At 69.2% G+C, this 16,252-nt stretch carries 13 protein-coding genes; 10 read left to right on the plus strand and 3 right to left on the minus strand.

The annotated features are described in order from the left end of the window. The first annotated feature begins 72 nt into the window (after positions 1-72). A complete protein-coding gene (locus AC3WL8_RS14535; RefSeq protein ID WP_013956592.1) occupies positions 73-1,491 on the plus strand; it encodes an aminotransferase-like domain-containing protein in 1,419 nt (472 codons plus the stop codon). On the opposite strand, the gene AC3WL8_RS14540 is transcribed toward AC3WL8_RS14535, so the two are convergent. After that, entirely contained in the window at positions 1,488-2,942 is a 1,455-nt protein-coding gene (locus AC3WL8_RS14540) for an ABC transporter permease/substrate-binding protein (RefSeq protein ID WP_153954837.1), read from the minus strand. The two genes, AC3WL8_RS14535 and AC3WL8_RS14540, sit on opposite strands and share 4 nt — an antisense overlap. Positions 2,943-3,182: 240 nt before the next feature. Between AC3WL8_RS14540 and AC3WL8_RS14545 the strand changes: the two genes are divergently transcribed. Genes AC3WL8_RS14545 through AC3WL8_RS14585 form a run of 9 tightly spaced genes read left to right on the plus strand, consistent with a single transcriptional unit; the run spans position 3,183 to position 13,822 of the window. Beyond that, positions 3,183-4,193, plus strand: coding sequence for a LysR family transcriptional regulator (locus tag AC3WL8_RS14545; RefSeq protein ID WP_492378374.1), 1,011 nt, complete (start codon positions 3,183-3,185; stop codon positions 4,191-4,193). Then, positions 4,186-5,634: an NAD(P)-binding domain-containing protein gene (locus AC3WL8_RS14550; RefSeq protein ID WP_492378375.1), complete on the plus strand. Its 1,449-nt coding sequence runs from the start codon at positions 4,186-4,188 to the stop codon at positions 5,632-5,634. The genes AC3WL8_RS14545 and AC3WL8_RS14550 overlap by 8 nt, the downstream gene beginning before the upstream one ends. Beyond that, positions 5,631-6,638: an ABC transporter permease gene (locus tag AC3WL8_RS14555; RefSeq protein WP_013956588.1), complete on the plus strand. Its 1,008-nt coding sequence runs from the start codon at positions 5,631-5,633 to the stop codon at positions 6,636-6,638. The genes AC3WL8_RS14550 and AC3WL8_RS14555 overlap by 4 nt, the downstream gene beginning before the upstream one ends. Then, complete coding sequence (locus AC3WL8_RS14560; protein WP_153954812.1) at positions 6,635-7,591, plus strand: ABC transporter permease; 957 nt, start codon at positions 6,635-6,637, stop codon at positions 7,589-7,591. Before AC3WL8_RS14555 ends, AC3WL8_RS14560 begins: the two co-directional genes overlap by 4 nt. Next, complete coding sequence (locus AC3WL8_RS14565; protein ID WP_013956586.1) at positions 7,588-8,598, plus strand: ABC transporter ATP-binding protein; 1,011 nt, start codon at positions 7,588-7,590, stop codon at positions 8,596-8,598. Before AC3WL8_RS14560 ends, AC3WL8_RS14565 begins: the two co-directional genes overlap by 4 nt. After that, a complete protein-coding gene (locus AC3WL8_RS14570; RefSeq protein WP_249221261.1) occupies positions 8,595-9,662 on the plus strand; it encodes an ABC transporter ATP-binding protein in 1,068 nt (355 codons plus the stop codon). Before AC3WL8_RS14565 ends, AC3WL8_RS14570 begins: the two co-directional genes overlap by 4 nt. Before the next feature lie 52 nt (positions 9,663-9,714). Further along, positions 9,715-11,295 carry an ABC transporter substrate-binding protein gene (locus AC3WL8_RS14575; RefSeq protein WP_492378376.1) on the plus strand — a complete coding sequence of 527 codons (1,581 nt, stop codon included), beginning with the start codon at positions 9,715-9,717 and terminating at the stop codon, positions 11,293-11,295. 11 nt (positions 11,296-11,306) lie between these two features. Next, positions 11,307-12,617, plus strand: a complete 1,311-nt coding sequence (locus AC3WL8_RS14580) for an acyl-CoA thioesterase/bile acid-CoA:amino acid N-acyltransferase family protein (RefSeq protein WP_492378377.1) — start codon at positions 11,307-11,309, stop codon at positions 12,615-12,617. Positions 12,618-12,667: 50 nt separating this feature from the next. Beyond that, positions 12,668-13,822, plus strand: coding sequence for a CMD domain-containing protein (locus AC3WL8_RS14585; protein ID WP_153954813.1), 1,155 nt, complete (start codon positions 12,668-12,670; stop codon positions 13,820-13,822). 34 nt (positions 13,823-13,856) lie between these two features. Here AC3WL8_RS14585 and AC3WL8_RS14590 read toward each other — a convergent pair whose 3' ends face one another. Beyond that, positions 13,857-14,192 (minus strand): cupin domain-containing protein, encoded by a 336-nt coding sequence (locus tag AC3WL8_RS14590; RefSeq protein WP_013956581.1) that lies wholly within the window; start codon positions 14,190-14,192, stop codon positions 13,857-13,859. Between the two features lie 33 nt (positions 14,193-14,225). Next, positions 14,226-16,252 (minus strand): DNA translocase FtsK (locus AC3WL8_RS14595; RefSeq protein ID WP_492378378.1); only part of this gene is annotated, 2,027 nt, incomplete at its 5' end.

The raw sequence follows: 16,252 nt of genomic DNA on the forward strand, positions 1-16,252 counted from the left end.
AGGAAAATTTACGTATCAGTTTGCCTGCACGGGAGATAATGCGCTCAACCGCCCCGCCCCCGCCAACCCGCCATGAAACGCTACGAAGCCCTTGCCGAGACCCTGGCCGCTGATATCCGCAACGGCAGCCTGCCGCCGGGCACGCGCCTGCCGTCGATCCGCAAGACCGTGGCCCAGTATGGCGTCAGCCCCTCGACCGCCTTCCAGGCCTATTACCGGCTGGAAGAGCGCGGGCTGGTGCGGGCGCGCGAGCGCTCCGGCTACTACGTGGCGGGACCGGCGCGGCGCGAGCTGCCCCAGCCGCAGGCGCGGCCATCGCGCCAGGTGTCGACGCAGGTCGACATCTCCAAGCTGGTCTTCGCCGTGCTGGAAGGCGCGCGTGACCGCGAGCTGGTGCAGTTTGGCTCGGCCTTTCCCTCGCCCGAGCTGTTCCCGTGGGAGCGGCTGGGCAAGTCGCTGGCGCGCGCCGGCCGCGCACTCGACCCGTGGTACTCGGTCAACGACCTGCCGCCGGGCAATACCGCGCTGCGCCGCCAGATCGCGCTGCGCTACCTGGGCGCCGGCGCCCCGCAGCCGGCCGAGGACCTGATCGTCACCAACGGCGCGCTCGAGGCGCTCAACCTGTGCCTGATGGCGGTGACGCAGCCGGGCGACGTGGTGGCGATCGAATCGCCCGGCTTCTATGCCTCGCTGCAGGCACTGGAGCGGCTGCGGCTCAAGGCCGTGGAGATCCCGGTCGACCCCGCCGAAGGCATCGACCTGGGCGCGCTCGATGCCGCGCTGTCGCGCCACCCGGTCAAGGCGTGCTGGTTCATGACGCAGTTCCAGAATCCGCTCGGCGCCAGCATGTCGGAAGACAAGAAGAAAGCGCTGGTGGCCTTGCTGGCGCGCCACCAGGTGCCGCTGATCGAGGACGACGTCTATGGCGAGCTCTACTTCGGCAACCGCTGCCCGCTGCCGGCCAAGGCCTTCGACACGCAAGGGCTGGTGATGCACTGCAGTTCGTTCTCGAAGACGCTGGCGCCGGGCTTCCGCATCGGCTGGGTGGCGCCGGGCCGCTTTGGCGAGGCCATCCAACGGCTCAAGCTGATGACCACGCTGTCGGCCGGCGTGCCCACGCAGGTGGCGCTGGCCGAATACCTGCAGCATGGCGGCTACGACAAGCACCTGCGCAAGCTGCGCCATGTGCTGGAGATGCAGCAGGGCCGCATGATCGATGCCATCGGCCAGCATTTCCCGGAAGATGTGCGCGTGTCGCGCCCAGACGGTGGTTACTTCCTGTGGGTCGAGTTTGCACCCGGCTTCGATGCGCTGGCATTGCACCATGCCGCACTGGAGGCAGGCATCGGCATAGCGCCGGGTCCGATCTTCTCTGCGCGGCAGGGATACCGCAACTGCATCCGGCTCAACTACGGGCACCTGTGGAGCGATGAGGCCGAGGCCGCCATCGCCACCCTTGGGCGGCTCATCGCGCAGCAGCAAGGCAGCTAGCGCGCATCGCGATGGCGGCGCAGCGCCCACTCCAGGGTCTCGAACGCTGCCTGTACCACCAGTGCCAGCATGGCCGCCGGGATTGCGCCGGCCAGCAGCAGCGCCGTGTCGTTGAGCGCCAGCCCGGTGGCAATGCGCTCGCCAAAGCCACCCGCGCCGACAAAGGCCGCGATCGTCGCCGTGCCCACGCTGATGATGGCCGCGGTCTTGATGCCCGCCAGAAGCACCGGCAAGGCCAGCGGCAGCTCCACGTAGCGCAGCACCTGTCCGCCGCGCAACCCGAGCGCCCGCCCCGCATCGCGCATGCCCTGCGGCACCTGCTCCAGCCCGGTCGTGGTGTTGCGCACGATCGGCAGCAAGGCATAGAGAAACAGCGCCACCATGGCCGGCCAGACGCCGATGCGGCCCAGCAGCGGGATCAGCATCGCCAGCAGCGCCAGCGACGGTACCGTCTGCAGCACGTTGACCACGCCCAGCACAGCCTGTCCGGTGCGGCGCCGCCGCGCCGCCAGCATCCCCAGCGGCACGCCGACCAGCGTGGCGGCGCCGACCGCCCCCGCCACCAGGCCGACATGGCGCCGCGCCAGGCGCGTGGTGTCGGGCCCGAACAGCGCGGCAGCCAGCCGGCCGCGCGGCTCGGCACCGTCATGCGTTGCCTTTTGCCCTGCAGTGCCGGCCAGGAACGCGCGCGCGATCGCGTCGAATGACTGGCCATCGATCTCCGCCGCCGCGTTCATGGCGCTCATGTCGTCGGCGCTGACGCGCCCGGCCAGCCGCTCCAACGCTTGCCAGGCCTGCGGGAAACGCTTCGGTACGTCAAGGCGGTAGACCACCACCGCGTCGTAGCGCGGGAAGTAATGCCGGTCGTCTTCCAGCACGCGCAGCTTGTACTTGCGGATCTTGGCGTCGGTGGAATAGATGTCGATGGCATCGACCTGCCCCGCGGCCAAGGCCTCGTAGGCAACGCCATGGTCCAGCCCGACCGGGCGTTGCGGCAGCCCGTAGCGGCTGGCCAGCCCCGGCCAGCCGTCGGCGCGCCCCAGGAACTCATGGGACAGGCCGAGCCTGAGCTGGGGCTGCGCGGCGAGATCGCTCAGCCGGCGCAGCGCGCCGGCGCGGGCATCGGACACGGCCAGCGCATAGGTGTTCTCAAAACCAAGCGGAATTGCCGCGCCCAGCCCCATCGGCGCCAGCGCGCGCTGGATGGCATCGAGCCCGGCTCCGGGGGGCAGTTTCAAGATCTCGGCGGCGAGCGTGCCGGTGTAGTCGGGATAGAGGTCGATGCTGCCGGCCTTCAGCGCCTCGAAGACGATCGCGGTATTGCCCAGGCCTGGCTGGTGTTGAGCGGCGCCGGGCGGCCCCGCGGCCTGGGTCAGCAGTTCGCCAAGGATGTATGACTCGGTGAAGCGCTTGGAGCCGACGCGCAGCGGATCTGCCGCGCGCGCCGGCATGGCGCCCGCGAGTGCGGCAGCCAGCACCCACACCACTGCCTGCCACAGCGGGCGCCCAGTTCTCCCGATCTCCCGACTGCTACGGATCCAAGCCAAAACGTCTGTCCCGATAGGGGGCCGGTGTGCGCCCGGCATCGCTACATCATAGCTGGCGCATGTCCTTATCCAGAAATAGTATTTGTCATTTGCATGATGAAGGCGTCAGAATCCAGAAAACACATTCTTTCCAAGCGCGCCCCCATGGAAATCCGGCAATTGGAAGCCTTCGCCGCAGTGGTCACCACTGGCAGTGTCACCGCTGCCGGGCGGCTGCTGGGCCGCTCGCAGCCCGCCATTACGCGACTGATCCAGGAACTGGAAGCCGAACTGGGCTTTGCCCTGTTCACCCGCAGCGGCCCGCGCGTCAGCCCGACCGAGCAAGGCTTCCTGCTCTATGACGAGGTCGAGCAGACGCTGGCCGGCATGCAGCAGATCCGCACACGCGCCGCGGCCCTGGCGCGCGGCGATGGCCGGCCCCTGCGCATTGCCGCGACCCCGGCGCTGGCAGCCGGCTTGCTGCCGCCGGCCCTGGCGCTGGCCTTCGAACGCGGGCTGTGCGCACCGGAGCGGGTGTCGGTGCAGAACCTGTCGCCGGAACAAGTGGTGCATGCGGTGCTGACCGGCGCGGCCGATATCGGCCTGAACAGCCTGCCGCTGGAACACCGCGGCGTGACCGTGCACTGGATCGGCCAGTCAGCCTGCGTGGCTGCCGTGCGTGCCGACGACCCACTGGCGGCGCAGCCTGCCATCGCCCTGCAGGACTGCCGCGGCCGCCGCATCGTCACCATGCAGAACCCTTACCGGCTGCGCCGCCGCGTCGACCGGGCGCTTGCCTGCGCCGGCGTGCCTGAAGCGGGCGTGATCGACACCAATACCTCGATCAGCGCGCTCACGCTGGTGCGCGCGGGGCTGGGCATCGCCGTGCTGGAACCCGTGACCGCGCGCGGGCTGCCGCTGACCGATATCGCCGTGCGGGCCATCGATGCCGATATTCCCTTTTTCTTCGGCGTGATCACGCCGCAGGCCCGCCCGGCCAGCACCGCGGTGCTGGGGCTGGTGCAGGCCGTGGCCGACGCCGCCGCCGAACTGTTGCCCGACTTGGTGCGGCGCGAGCCCGCCGAACACGGCGCGCTGCTGCAGTCGCTCTATGGCGATGCCAGCGACGACGCTGACACGCTCTCACAAGATGCCGGACTTCCAAGCCATGACTGACCTATCCGCCTCCGCCCCTACCCCCGCCGCCGGCCTCGCCGCGCTGGAAGCGCGCCTGCGCCAGGACCTGTCATGGCTGGAACTGCCAGCCAAGGGCTGGACCGTCCAGCGCACCCAGGATGGCCAGGAAATCCTGGACGTCGCTGTCATCGGCGGCGGCATGGCCGGGCTGGCAGCCAGCGCCACCCTGACGCATCTCGGCATCCGCGTGCGCGCCTTCGACCGTTCCCCGGCCGGCTTCGAAGGCCCGTGGGCCACCACCGCGCGCATGGAAACGCTGCGTTCGCCCAAGCAACTGACCGGCCCCGCGCTGGGCCTGTCGGCGCTGACTTTCCGCGCCTGGTTCGAAGCCCAGTTTGGCACGGCCGCCTGGGAGGCGCTGGACAAGATCCCGCGGCTGCAGTGGATGGACTACCTGCGCTGGTACCGCCAGGTGCTGGCGCTGGATATTCGCAACGAACACCAGGTCGATGCCATCGTGCCGCGCCCGGACGGACTGGTCGCGCTGTCGGTGCAGACCCCGGACGGCCCGCAGACCGTACTGGCGCGCCGCGTGGTGCTGGCCACCGGCCGCGACGGCCTGGGCGGCGCCTACCTGCCGCCGGTGGCGAGCAAACTGCCGCGCCAACTGTGGGCGCATTCGTCCGACGAAATGGACTACGCCACGCTGCGCGGCAAGCGCGTGGGCGTGGTCGGCGCAGGCGCTTCGGCCATGGACAGCGCGGCGACCGCGCTGGAAGCCGGCGCCGCCTGCGTGGAGATGCTGATCCGCCGCGCCGACATCCCGCGCGTCAACAAGGGCAAGGGCGCGGGCAATCCCGGCCTGGTCCACGGCCACACCATGCTGTCCGATGAATGGAAATGGCGCATCCGCCATTACATCAACGCGCAGCAGGTGCCGCCGCCGCGCGGCAGCACTCTGCGGGTCTCGCGCCATGCCAATGCGCGCTTCCACCTGGGCTGCCCGATCGAAGCGATCGAGCCGCATGGCGACGGCCTGCGCGTGCTCACGCCCAAGGGCGTGTTCGAGCTGGACTTCCTGATCTTCTCCACCGGTTTCCGCATCGCCCTGGACACCCGGCCCGAGTTCGCCGCCTTCGCCCCGCAAATCCGCTACTGGCGCGACCGCTACACACCCCGCCCCGGCCAGGAAGACCAAGAGCTGGACGACTCGCCGGACCTGGGCCCGGCCTTCGAGTTCCTCGAGAAGACGCCCGGCGCCTGCCCCGGGCTGTCGCGCATCCACTGCTTCTGCTATCCGGCCGCGCTGTCGCACGGCACGGTGTCGGGCGACATCCCGGCCATCAGCGACGGCGCGCGCCGGCTGGGCCAGGGGATCGCCGGGCTGCTGTACCAGGAAGACGTGGAGATCCACTACGCCAACCTGGAAGCCTATGCCGAGCCCGAAGTGTTCGGCGACGAATGGACGCCGGCGCCATGAGGGCGATAAGAGGCGCCGTCACCCGCTGGCCCTGGCGCTGGCTGCTGCGCCGCCTGCTGCAGGCGGCCGCGGTGGTGCTGGTGATGACGGTGATCGTCTTCGCCGGCCTGCATGCCATCGGCAATCCGGTCGACATCCTGATTGGCCAGGACGTGGACCAGGTCGACCGCGCGCGCATCATCGCCGCGCTCGGGCTGGACCAGCCGCTGTGGCGCCAGTACCTCGGTTTCCTGAACGGCGCGCTGCACGGCAACCTGGGCAACAGCTTTGTCTATAACGTGCCGGCGATCCAGCTGATCCTGCAGCGCCTGCCGGCCACGCTGGAGCTGGCGGTGGCGGCGCTGCTGCTGGCCGTGCTGGTGGGCGTGCCGCTCGGGCTGTTCGCCGGTCTGTATCCCGAGCACCCGCTGTCGCGCGTGCTGATGACCGGCAGCATCGTCGGCTTCTCGCTGCCCACCTTCTGGGTCGGCCTGATGCTGATCATGGCCTTCAGCGTGCGGCTGGGCTGGCTGCCTTCGGGCGGGCGCGGCGCCACCACGGAATGGCTGGGCGTGCCGTGGTCCTGGCTGACCGCCGACGGGCTGCGCCACATGATCCTGCCGGCCATCAACCTGTCCTTGTTCAAGGTCTCGCTGGTGCTGCGCCTGACGCGCGCCGGCGTGCGCGAGGTATTGCCGCAGGACTGGGTCAGGTTCGCGCGCGCCAAGGGCCTGTCGCCGCTGCGCGTGGTGCTCGGCCACGTGCTGCGCAACACCATGATCCCGCTGGTGACGGTGCTGGGCCTGGAGTTCGGCTCCACCATCGCGTTCGCGGTGGTGACCGAGAACATCTTCGCCTGGCCCGGCGCCGGCAAGCTGATCCTGGACAGCATCAACGCGCTCGACCGGCCGGTGATCGTCTCCTACCTGGTGGTCGTGGTGTGCCTGTTCGTCACGCTGAACCTGATCGTCGACGTGCTCTACAAACTGCTCGATCCGCGCGTGCGGCTGGAGGGTGCGGCATGAACGCCAGCGACAAGACCAGCGCAGTGGCAGCCGAAGCCTTCGCGCCGCCCGCCGCGCCCGCCGCGCCCGCGTTACGGCGCGAAGCGCCGTGGCGTCGCGTGGTGGCTGACTTCCTCGCCTCGCGCACCGCCGTGTTCGGGCTGGTGGTGCTGGTGCTGCTGGTGCTCACCGCGCTGCTGGCGCCGTGGCTCACGCCGCAGAACCCCTATGACCTGCTGCAACTGGATGTGCTGGACGCGCGCCTGGCGCCTGGCACCGCCAACGGTGCCGGCACCTACAGCTACTGGCTGGGCACCGACGGCCAGGGCCGCGACATCCTGTCCGGCATCATTTACGGGCTTCGCATCAGCCTGCTGGTGGGCGTCGGCTCGGCGGCGCTCGCCGGCGTGCTCGGCACGCTGCTGGGGCTGCTCGCGGCCTATGCCGGCGGGCGCGTGGACAGCCTGATCATGCGCACCGTGGACCTGCTCCTGTCCTTCCCGTCCATCCTGGTGGCGATGATGATCCTGGCCTTCCTGGGCAAGGGCGTGGGCAACGTGGTGCTGACGCTGGTGATCCTGGAGTGGGCCTACTATGCCCGCACGGCCCGCGCCCAGGCCCTGGTGGAGAGCCGGCGCGAATACGTCGAGGCCGCGCGCGGCCAGGGTATCGCGCACTGGCGCATCGTGGTCGGGCACATCCTGCCCAACTGCATGCCGCCGCTGATCGTGATCGGCTCGCTGCAGGTGGCGCGCGCGATCACGCTGGAGGCCACGCTGTCCTTTCTCGGCCTGGGCGTGCCGGTCACCGAGCCCTCGCTCGGCCTGCTGATCGCCAATGGCTACCAGTTCATGCTGTCCGACGAATACTGGATCAGCTTTTTCCCGGGCATTGCGCTGCTGCTGACCGTGGTGGCCATCAACCTGGTGGGCGACCGCCTACGCGACGTCCTCAACCCGAGGCTGCAGAAATGAACGCGCCCGCCACGCTACCCGATATCCCCACGCTGGAAGTGCGCCACTTGCGCACCCATTTCGACACCCGCAACGGCGTGCTGCGGGCGGTGGACGATGTCTCGTTTGCCGTGCCGCGCGGCCGCATCCTGGGGCTGGTGGGCGAATCCGGCTCGGGCAAGTCGGTCACCGGCTTCTCCATCATGGGGCTGGTGGATGCGCCCGGTCACATCGCCGGCGGCGAAATCCTGTTCCAGGGCCGCGAGATGACGCGCATGCGCCCGGCCGAGTTGCGCCAGCTGCAGGGCAACCGCATCGCCATGATCTTCCAGGATCCGATGATGACGCTGAACCCGGTAATGCGGATCGATGCGCAGATGATCGAGGCGGTGCGCGCGCACAGCAAGGCCAGCCACAAGCAAGCGCGCGAACTGGCACGCGACACCCTAGGCATGATGGGCATCCCGAGCCCGGACGAACGGCTGCTGGCCTACCCGCACCAGCTTTCCGGCGGCATGCGCCAGCGCGTGGCGATTGCTACCGCCATGCTGCACCGGCCCGACCTGATCATCGCCGACGAACCCACCACCGCGCTGGATGTCACCATCCAGGCCCAGATCCTCTCGGAGGTACAGACACTGGCGCGCCAGCACGGCACTGCGCTGATCTGGATCACGCACGACCTGTCCGTGGTGGCGGGCCTCGCCGACGAGGTCGCGGTGATGTACGCCGGCCGCATCGTCGAGCAAGGCCCAGTGGACGACGTGCTGGACCACCCGCTGCACCCCTACACCGCCGGCCTGATCGCGAGCCTGCCGAGCCTGAACCAGCGCGGCCAGCGGCTGCGGCAGATTCCCGGCATGACTCCCGACCTGGCCGCCCTGCCGCCCGGCTGCGCCTTTGCCGCGCGCTGCCCGCGCGCCAGCGCCGTGTGCGGCGCAGCGCCGGCCATCACTACCCCCGCGCCGCGGCGCCAGGTGCGCTGCTTCCACCCCGGCCAGCTGGCCGTCAGCATGGAGCCGGCATGACCGTCAGCCAATTGCATCCGGCCCACACCGGCCACGCGCAAGCCGTACCGGCGGCAGCAGAAGGCGGCAGGCCGCCGCTGGTGTCCGCCCGCGCGCTGGCCAAGCGCTTCGGCGAGCGCAAGCCGGGACGCATCGGCCGGGCGCTGGAGCGCCTGGGCTGGTCCGAACCCGAGCGCGTCACCCACGCCGTGGACGGCGTCGACCTCGACCTGAAGCACGGCGAAGTGCTCGGGCTGGTGGGCGAATCGGGCTGCGGCAAGTCCACCCTGGGGCGCATGATCGCGGGCCTGCTCGACCCCTCCTCCGGCGAGATCCACATCGACGGCCGCAGCCCCGCCAGCCTGGACCGCGCCGGGCGGCAGGCACTGCGCCTGAAGATCCAGATGGTGTTCCAGGACCCCTACGCCAGCCTGAACCCGCGCCTGCGCGTGGACCGCATCGTCGGCGAGGGCGCACGCCTGCAAGGGCTGGTGGATGCGGCCGGCTTCGACGACTACGTCAGCGCGCAGTTGCAGCGCGCCGGACTGGACCCGAGCCTGCGCCAGCGCTACCCCCACCAGTTCAGCGGCGGCCAGCGCCAGCGCATCGGCATTGCCCGTGCGCTGGCGGTGCAGCCCGAGCTGCTGGTGTGCGACGAGGCCGTGGCAGCGCTGGACGTGTCGATCCAGGCCCAGGTGCTGAACCTGTTCATGGACCTGCGCGAGCAGTTGGGCCTGAGCTACCTGTTCATCAGCCACGACCTGGGCGTGGTCGAACATATCTCTGACCGCGTGATGATCATGTACCTGGGCCGCGTGGTGGAAAGCGCGCCGACCACGGAGATCTTCCGCCGCCCCAACCACCCCTACACGCAGGCGCTGCTGGCCGAAATCCCGCGCCTGGATGCCCGCCACAAGACCTTCACCGCCATCCGCGGCGAGATCCCCAGCCCGCTGGCGCCACCGGCCGGCTGCCACTTCCACCCGCGCTGCCCGCATGCCATGGCGCGCTGCGCGGTGGAGCCGCCCAGGTTGCGCGGCATCGCCGTCAACCATCTGAGCGCCTGCCATCTCAACGAAGGCTGACGCTCACCGTATAGCCCCTTTCATCCCAGAAACCGCCCCGAGGAATCGCCCCATGAATCGCTCGCCGTCCTTCTCCTTGCGTGCCACCGTGGCCGCCGTGCTTTGCGCCGCCGCGGCGGTGGCTTCCGCGCAGTCGCTGACGATCGGCTTTGCCGACCCGTTGTCGTCGCTGGACCCCCAGCTGAACAACCACGCCGGCGACCGTTCGGTGGACCTGCACTTCTGGGACCTGCTGATCGAAAACAAGGACAACAAGCTGCAGCCGGGGCTGGCGCTGTCGTGGAAGGCGCTGGACGACAAGACCTGGGAATTCAAGCTGCGCCGCGACGTCAAGTGGCAGGATGGCAAGCCCTTCACCGCAGAGGACGTGGTCTTCTCCTACCAGCGCGCACGCAACGTGCCGGGTAGTGTGGCCTCGTTCTCGGGCTACCTGCGCACCATCGAATCCGCCACCGCCAAGGACCCGTACACGCTACTGGTCAAGACCAACATCGCCAACCCCGACCTGCCGCTGAACCTGGCCTCGGTGCATATCGTCAGCAAGCACGTGGGCGACAAGGCCAATACCGACGATTACAACGCGGGCCGCGCGGTGGTGGGCACCGGCCCGTACAAGTTCATCTCTTACACCCCGGGCGACCGTGTGATCATGGCGCGCAATGACGGCTACTGGGGCGCCAAGGCGATCTGGCAACAGGTCAACTACCGCTACATCAACAACGGCCCGGCGCGCACGGCAGCGCTGCTGTCCGGCGACGTGGACGTGATCGACAAGGTCTCGGTGTCCGACCTCGCCAAGCTCAAGCAATCGCCCACCGTCAGCGTGTTTCCCTACAACGGCCTGCGCGTGATGCTGCTGCAACCGAGCTTCAAGCCTGGCCCCAACCCCTACATCACCGACAACGCCGGCAAGCCGCTGGACAAGAACCCGCTGCTTGACGTGCGCGTGCGCCGGGCGCTGTCGCTGGCCATCAACCGCGAGGCCGTGGTGGGCCGTATCCTGCAGAACACCGCCACCGTAGCCAACCAGTGGATGCCCAAGGGCACTTTTGGCTACAACCCCGAGGTCAAGGACATCGCCTATGACCCCGCGCAGGCCAAAAAACAGCTGGCCGAGGCCGGCTTTCCCGACGGCTTCAGGCTGACCATCCATGCCCCCAACGACCGCTACCCGCAGGGCCCGGAAACGGCGCAGGCCGTGGCGCAGTTCTGGACCCGCGTGGGCGTGAAGACCCAGGTGGAAGTGGTGCCCTGGTCGGTCTACTCCGGCCGTGCCAACAAGAACGAGTACGCGGTCAGCATGCTGGCCTGGGGCAACGGCACCGGCGAGGCCAGCTATGCGCTGGTCAACGTGCTGGCCACCGTGGACGCCAAGAAGGGCCTGGGCGCCTCCAACTGGGGCCACTACAGCAACCCGGCCGTAGACCGCGCACTGGAGGAATCCACCGCCGAGTTCGACGCGGCCAAGCGCGAAACGATCCTGCGCCGCTCGGTCAAGCTGGTGTCCGACGACGTCGGCGTGGTGCCGCTGTACCACTACCAGAATATCTGGGCGGCAAAGAAGGGCCTGAAGGTAACGCCGATGACCAGCGACCGCACCGCCGCCATGATGGTGACGCGGACGGGCAAGTGAGCATGGCCGTGATGACCGCCCCAACCCTTGACATCACCCCGGCCGATGCCCTCATCGACGCGCCGCGCCGCATCGCCATCACCGGCCTGCGGCCCGGCGAGACCGTGGCCGTCAGCACGCGCACCGTACGCGGCCGCGACGTCGCCTGGGCCAGCCAGGCCGACTTCATTGCCGCAGGCGACGGCAGCGTGGACCTGGAGCGCGATGCGCCAGTGCGCGGCAGCTACGACGGCGTGGCGCCCATGGGCTTGCTGTGGGCGCAGCGGCCGGTGGCATCGGACAGCCGCGAGCTGTTCCACACCGACGCAACCCGGCCGCTGGTGACCGAGATTACCGTCACGGCCGCCGGCGGCGAGGCTCGCAGCGAGCTGGTGCAGCGCCTCGCCGCACCGGGCGTGGTGCGCGAAGACATCCGCGTGGACGGGCTGGTCGGCACGCTGTACCGCCCGCCTGGCGCCGGCCCGCACCCGGCGGTGATGGTGCTCAACGGGTCCGGCGGCGGCATCAACGAACCGCGCGCCGCGCTCTATGCCTCGCATGGCTATGCCGCGCTGGCGCTGGGCTACTTCAAGGCGCCGGGCCTGTCGGACTATATCTCCAACACGCCGCTGGAATACTTCGAGCGCGGCCTGCAATGGATGCATCGCGAGCTGCGTCCGGCGCATGGCTTTGTCGCCCTGTCCGGCCAGTCGCGCGGCGGGGAGCTGGTACTGCTGCTGGGTGCGACCTTTCCCGATCTGGTGTCGGCGGTGGTCGGCTACGTGCCGGGCGCGGTGGTGCATAGCGCCCAGAATGCCGCCGACCCGGCCATCGGCCGTGAGGGCGCAGCCTGGCTGCACCATGACAAGCCGCTGCCGCATGTGTGGGAGAACAACCCCGACGCCAGCTGGGCACCGTTCGACGAAGGCCCGGCGCCGCACCGGCACGAGCGCGCCATCCTCACCGCGCTGAAGAATGCCGAGGCCGTGGCGCGCGCCCGCATCCGGGTCGAGCACATCCACGGGCCGGTGATGCTGCTGTCCGGCACCGACGACGGCTCGTGGCCGTCCAGCCTGTATTCGCGCATGGTCACCGACAAGCTAACCGAGACCGGCCATCCGTATCCGGTCGAGCACCTCGACTTCGAGCATGCCGGCCATGCCATCCTCTTTCCCTACGTGCCCACCACGCAAGCGGTCTACGCGCATCCGGTATCGCGCCGTATCAGCACTACTGGCGGCACGCCCGAGGCCAATGCCGGTGCCGACGAGGCATCCTGGCGCGGGGTCCGCGCATTCCTGGCGCGGGCAGTGGCCGCGCGCAAGCAAACCGCCGGGAACTGACGGCTGCGCCAGCACGACAACGAATCCTTCGACACTCCGGGAGTCTTCAAATGACCCAAGCCAACGCTGCCGCCACTGACGTGGTCGACCAGGTCGCCGGCCTAGCCGCCGGCTCCGCCATCCACACGCTGCGTCACGCACGCGACAAGGTGGTTGCCTCCACCCAGGGCAGCTACAACGGGCTGTTCGATCCTGCCCTGCCCGGCCTGACCCTAGCCGAGCGCCTTCTGATCGCGCTCTACGCCGCCCGCCTGGCCGGCGCCGCCGATCTGGTGGCCCACTACCGCGCCCGCCTGCAGGCCATCGAGGCCGACGCCGCGCTGGTCACCCTCGCCCAGCAGGGCGACCCCGACACGCTCGCCGACGCGCGCCTGCGCGCCATCCTGGCCTTCACCCGCACGCTGAGTGAACGCCCCGTGGAAGGCGACCAGGCCGCGCTGAAGACCCTGCCCGCCGCCGGCCTTGCCACGCCTGACGTGGTAACGCTGGCGCAACTGATCGCCTTCCTGTCCTACCAGGTGCGCCTGGTCGCCGGACTCAAGGCGATGCAGGCACTGGGCGCAGGCACCCCAGCGATCACTACCGTGCCCGCCACGGCCGGCACCCTGCTGCAGAGCCCGATCCGCGCGCATGGCTTCACTAACGAAGTGCTGGACTGGAAGGCCTGGCTGGACGTGGTATCCGTCGACAGCGCCACGCCCGAGCAGGTCGCGGTGTTGGAGGAGAGCCACCCCAAGGCCAAGGTATCGGACTACTACCTGTTCCTCGTGCACCAGCCCGAGATCCTGCGCCAGCGCTCCACCGCCTTCAACGCCATCATGTACGCCCCGGGTGGCATGCCGCGCGCCGAACGCGAACTGGCCAGCACGGTGGTGTCCCGCATCAATGGCTGCGTCTACTGCGCGTCAGTCCATGCCCAGCGCTTTGAGCAGCTGGCCAAGCGCAACGAGGTGATCCGCCAGGTGTTCGACGATCCCCATACCGCCGGCATGACTGCGCGCGAGCAGGCAATCGCGAAGTTCTCGATCGAACTGACCGAACAGCCCGCCGAAGTCACTGCCGAGCAGCTCAAGCCGTTGCGGGAAGCGGGCGTCACGGATGCGGAGATCCTGGACCTGATCCACTCGGTCGCCATCTTTGCCTGGGCGAACCGGCTGATGCTAAACCTCGGCGAGCCAGTGTTTCCGGAGCAATCCGGGGAGTAGGCGGTCAGGCGCCAGCCACAACGCACGCGGGCGCTCAGCCCGCGTTGTGATGCACCGCCAGCCAGACACTGGGCTGGCTAGCATCGGTCCACGCCACCCGGTGGCGGCAGTGGGCGGGAAGGTGCAGCCAGTCACCCGGCTTCATGGGATGCTGGCCGGACTGGCCTTCGATCTCGATGGCGGCGCTGCCGCTGACCAGCAGCACCCATTCCGCCTCAGCACTGTCGTACCAGAAGCCTTCGGGACTGGCCTGCCCGTTGGAGACGATGCGCTCGATCCGCAACCCGGGCCGTTCCAGCAGCGGCTGGAAGCACTCCTGCACCGCGCCGGCCGGGACGTCCGCCAGCAGGTTTCCGTGTTCAGGCTGCATGCTGCCTCCTGGAAGTCGTGGTTGCGGGGCCTGTCAGTTGCCCGGCCCGGGCGCCAGTACATCGCGTGCGCCATTGCGGCCCATCGGCGACACCAGCCCGGCCACCTCCATCTGCTCGATCAGGCGTGCCGCGCGGTTGTAGCCGATGCGCAGCTGGCGCTGCACGGCGGAGATCGAGGCGCGGCGGCTGGTCAGCACAAAGCTGGCGGCTTCGTCGTAGAGCGGGTCGGCCTCGCCGTCGCCGCCGCTGTCGCCGAACAGGTCGGTGCTGCCGGCCTCGGCAGGGTCGCCGGCAAGGATGGTTTCATCGTAGTCCGGCTCGCCGAACTGCTTCCAGTGTTCCACCACGCGGTGCACTTCGTCGTCGGCAACAAAGGCGCCATGCACGCGCTGCGGATAGCCGGTGCCAGGCGGCAGGAACAGCATGTCGCCCTGGCCGAGCAGGCTCTCGGCGCCCATCTGGTCAAGGATGGTGCGCGAATCGATCTTGGACGAGACCTGGAACGCCACGCGCGTCGGGATATTGGCCTTGATCAGGCCGGTAATCACGTCCACCGAGGGGCGCTGCGTGGCCAGGATCAGGTGGATGCCGGCGGCGCGCGCCTTCTGCGCCAGGCGCGCGATTAGTTCCTCGATCTTCTTGCCGGCGACCATCATCAGGTCGGCCAGTTCGTCGATCACCACCACGATCATCGGCAGGCGCGACAGTGGCTCGGGCGCCTCCGGCGTCAGCGAGAACGGGTTCGGCACTTTGCGCTCGGCGGCCTCCGCGGCGCGGATCTTCTGGTTGTAGCCGGCCAGGTTGCGTACGCCCAGCGCGGACATCAGCTTGTAGCGCTTTTCCATCTCGCCGACGCACCAGTTGAGCGCGTGCGCGGCCTGCTTCATGTCGGTGACCACCGGCGCCAGCAGGTGCGGGATGCCCTCATAGACCGACAATTCCAGCATCTTGGGGTCGATCATGATCAGGCGCACGTCTTCGGGCGTGGCCTTGTACAGCATCGACAGGATCATGGCGTTAACCGCCACCGACTTGCCCGAGCCGGTGGTGCCGGCCACCAGCAGGTGCGGCGCGCGGGCCAGGTCGGTCACCACCGGATTGCCGGTGATGTCCTTGCCCATGGCCAGCACCAGCCGCGAATGGTGCGCCTGGAACGAGGCCGCGTTGACGATCTCCGACAACCGGATCATCTGCCGGCGCGCATTGGGCAGCTCCAGCCCCATGCAGGTCTTGCCGGGAATGGTCTCGACGACGCGGATCGAGGTCACGCCCAGCGCGCGCGCCAGGTCCTTCATCAGCCCGACCACCTGGGCGCCGCGCACGCCCATGGCAGGCTCGACCTCGAAGCGGGTGATCACCGGGCCGGCACCGGCGCCGACCACGGCGACTGGCACCTTGAACTCGGCCAGCCGCTGGGCGATCAGCTCGCCGGTTTCGCGCAGGCGTTCTTCCGACACCTGTTCTGCGCTGTCGACCCCGGTCTCCAGCAGTTCGGCCGGTGGCAGGCGGTAGTCGACGAAGGGGCGCGAAGGCGGCGGCGCAACCGGCACCGGCACCGGCACGGGCGCCGGCTGGGCGGCAGCCAGCGGCACGGTGCGGCCGACCACGGCGGGCAGCACGATGCGCGGCTTGGCGGCCGGGACCGGAGCCTGGTTCAGTTCAGGCGCCTCAGCGGGCTCAGGGACTTCCGGGACTTCCGGGACTTCCGGGGCTTCAGTCGCTTCAGGCGGTTCTGCTGCCTCAGCAGGCTCGGCCGCATCCGCTTCCGCCTCCTCGGCGATCAGGCCGTTGCCGTCCATCAATCCGTCCGTTTCGTTGTCCTCCGCGGGTGCCTGGGTGCTGGCATCGAGAGCGCTGCCCTCTTCCATCGCGGAGCTTGCCACGGCCTGGGCTACGGCCTCGGCGCCGGTGACATCCAATTCGGGCTCGGCTGCGGCCAGCGCTTCGGGTTCCCCAATGACAACGACGTGATCTCCGCTCCCGGCTTCGGCTTCGGCTTCGGCTTCGGCTTCGGCTTCGGCTTCGGCTTCGGCTTCGGCTTCGGCTTCGGCTTCGGCTT

The organism is Cupriavidus sp. FW305-F7 (assembly GCF_058782875.1).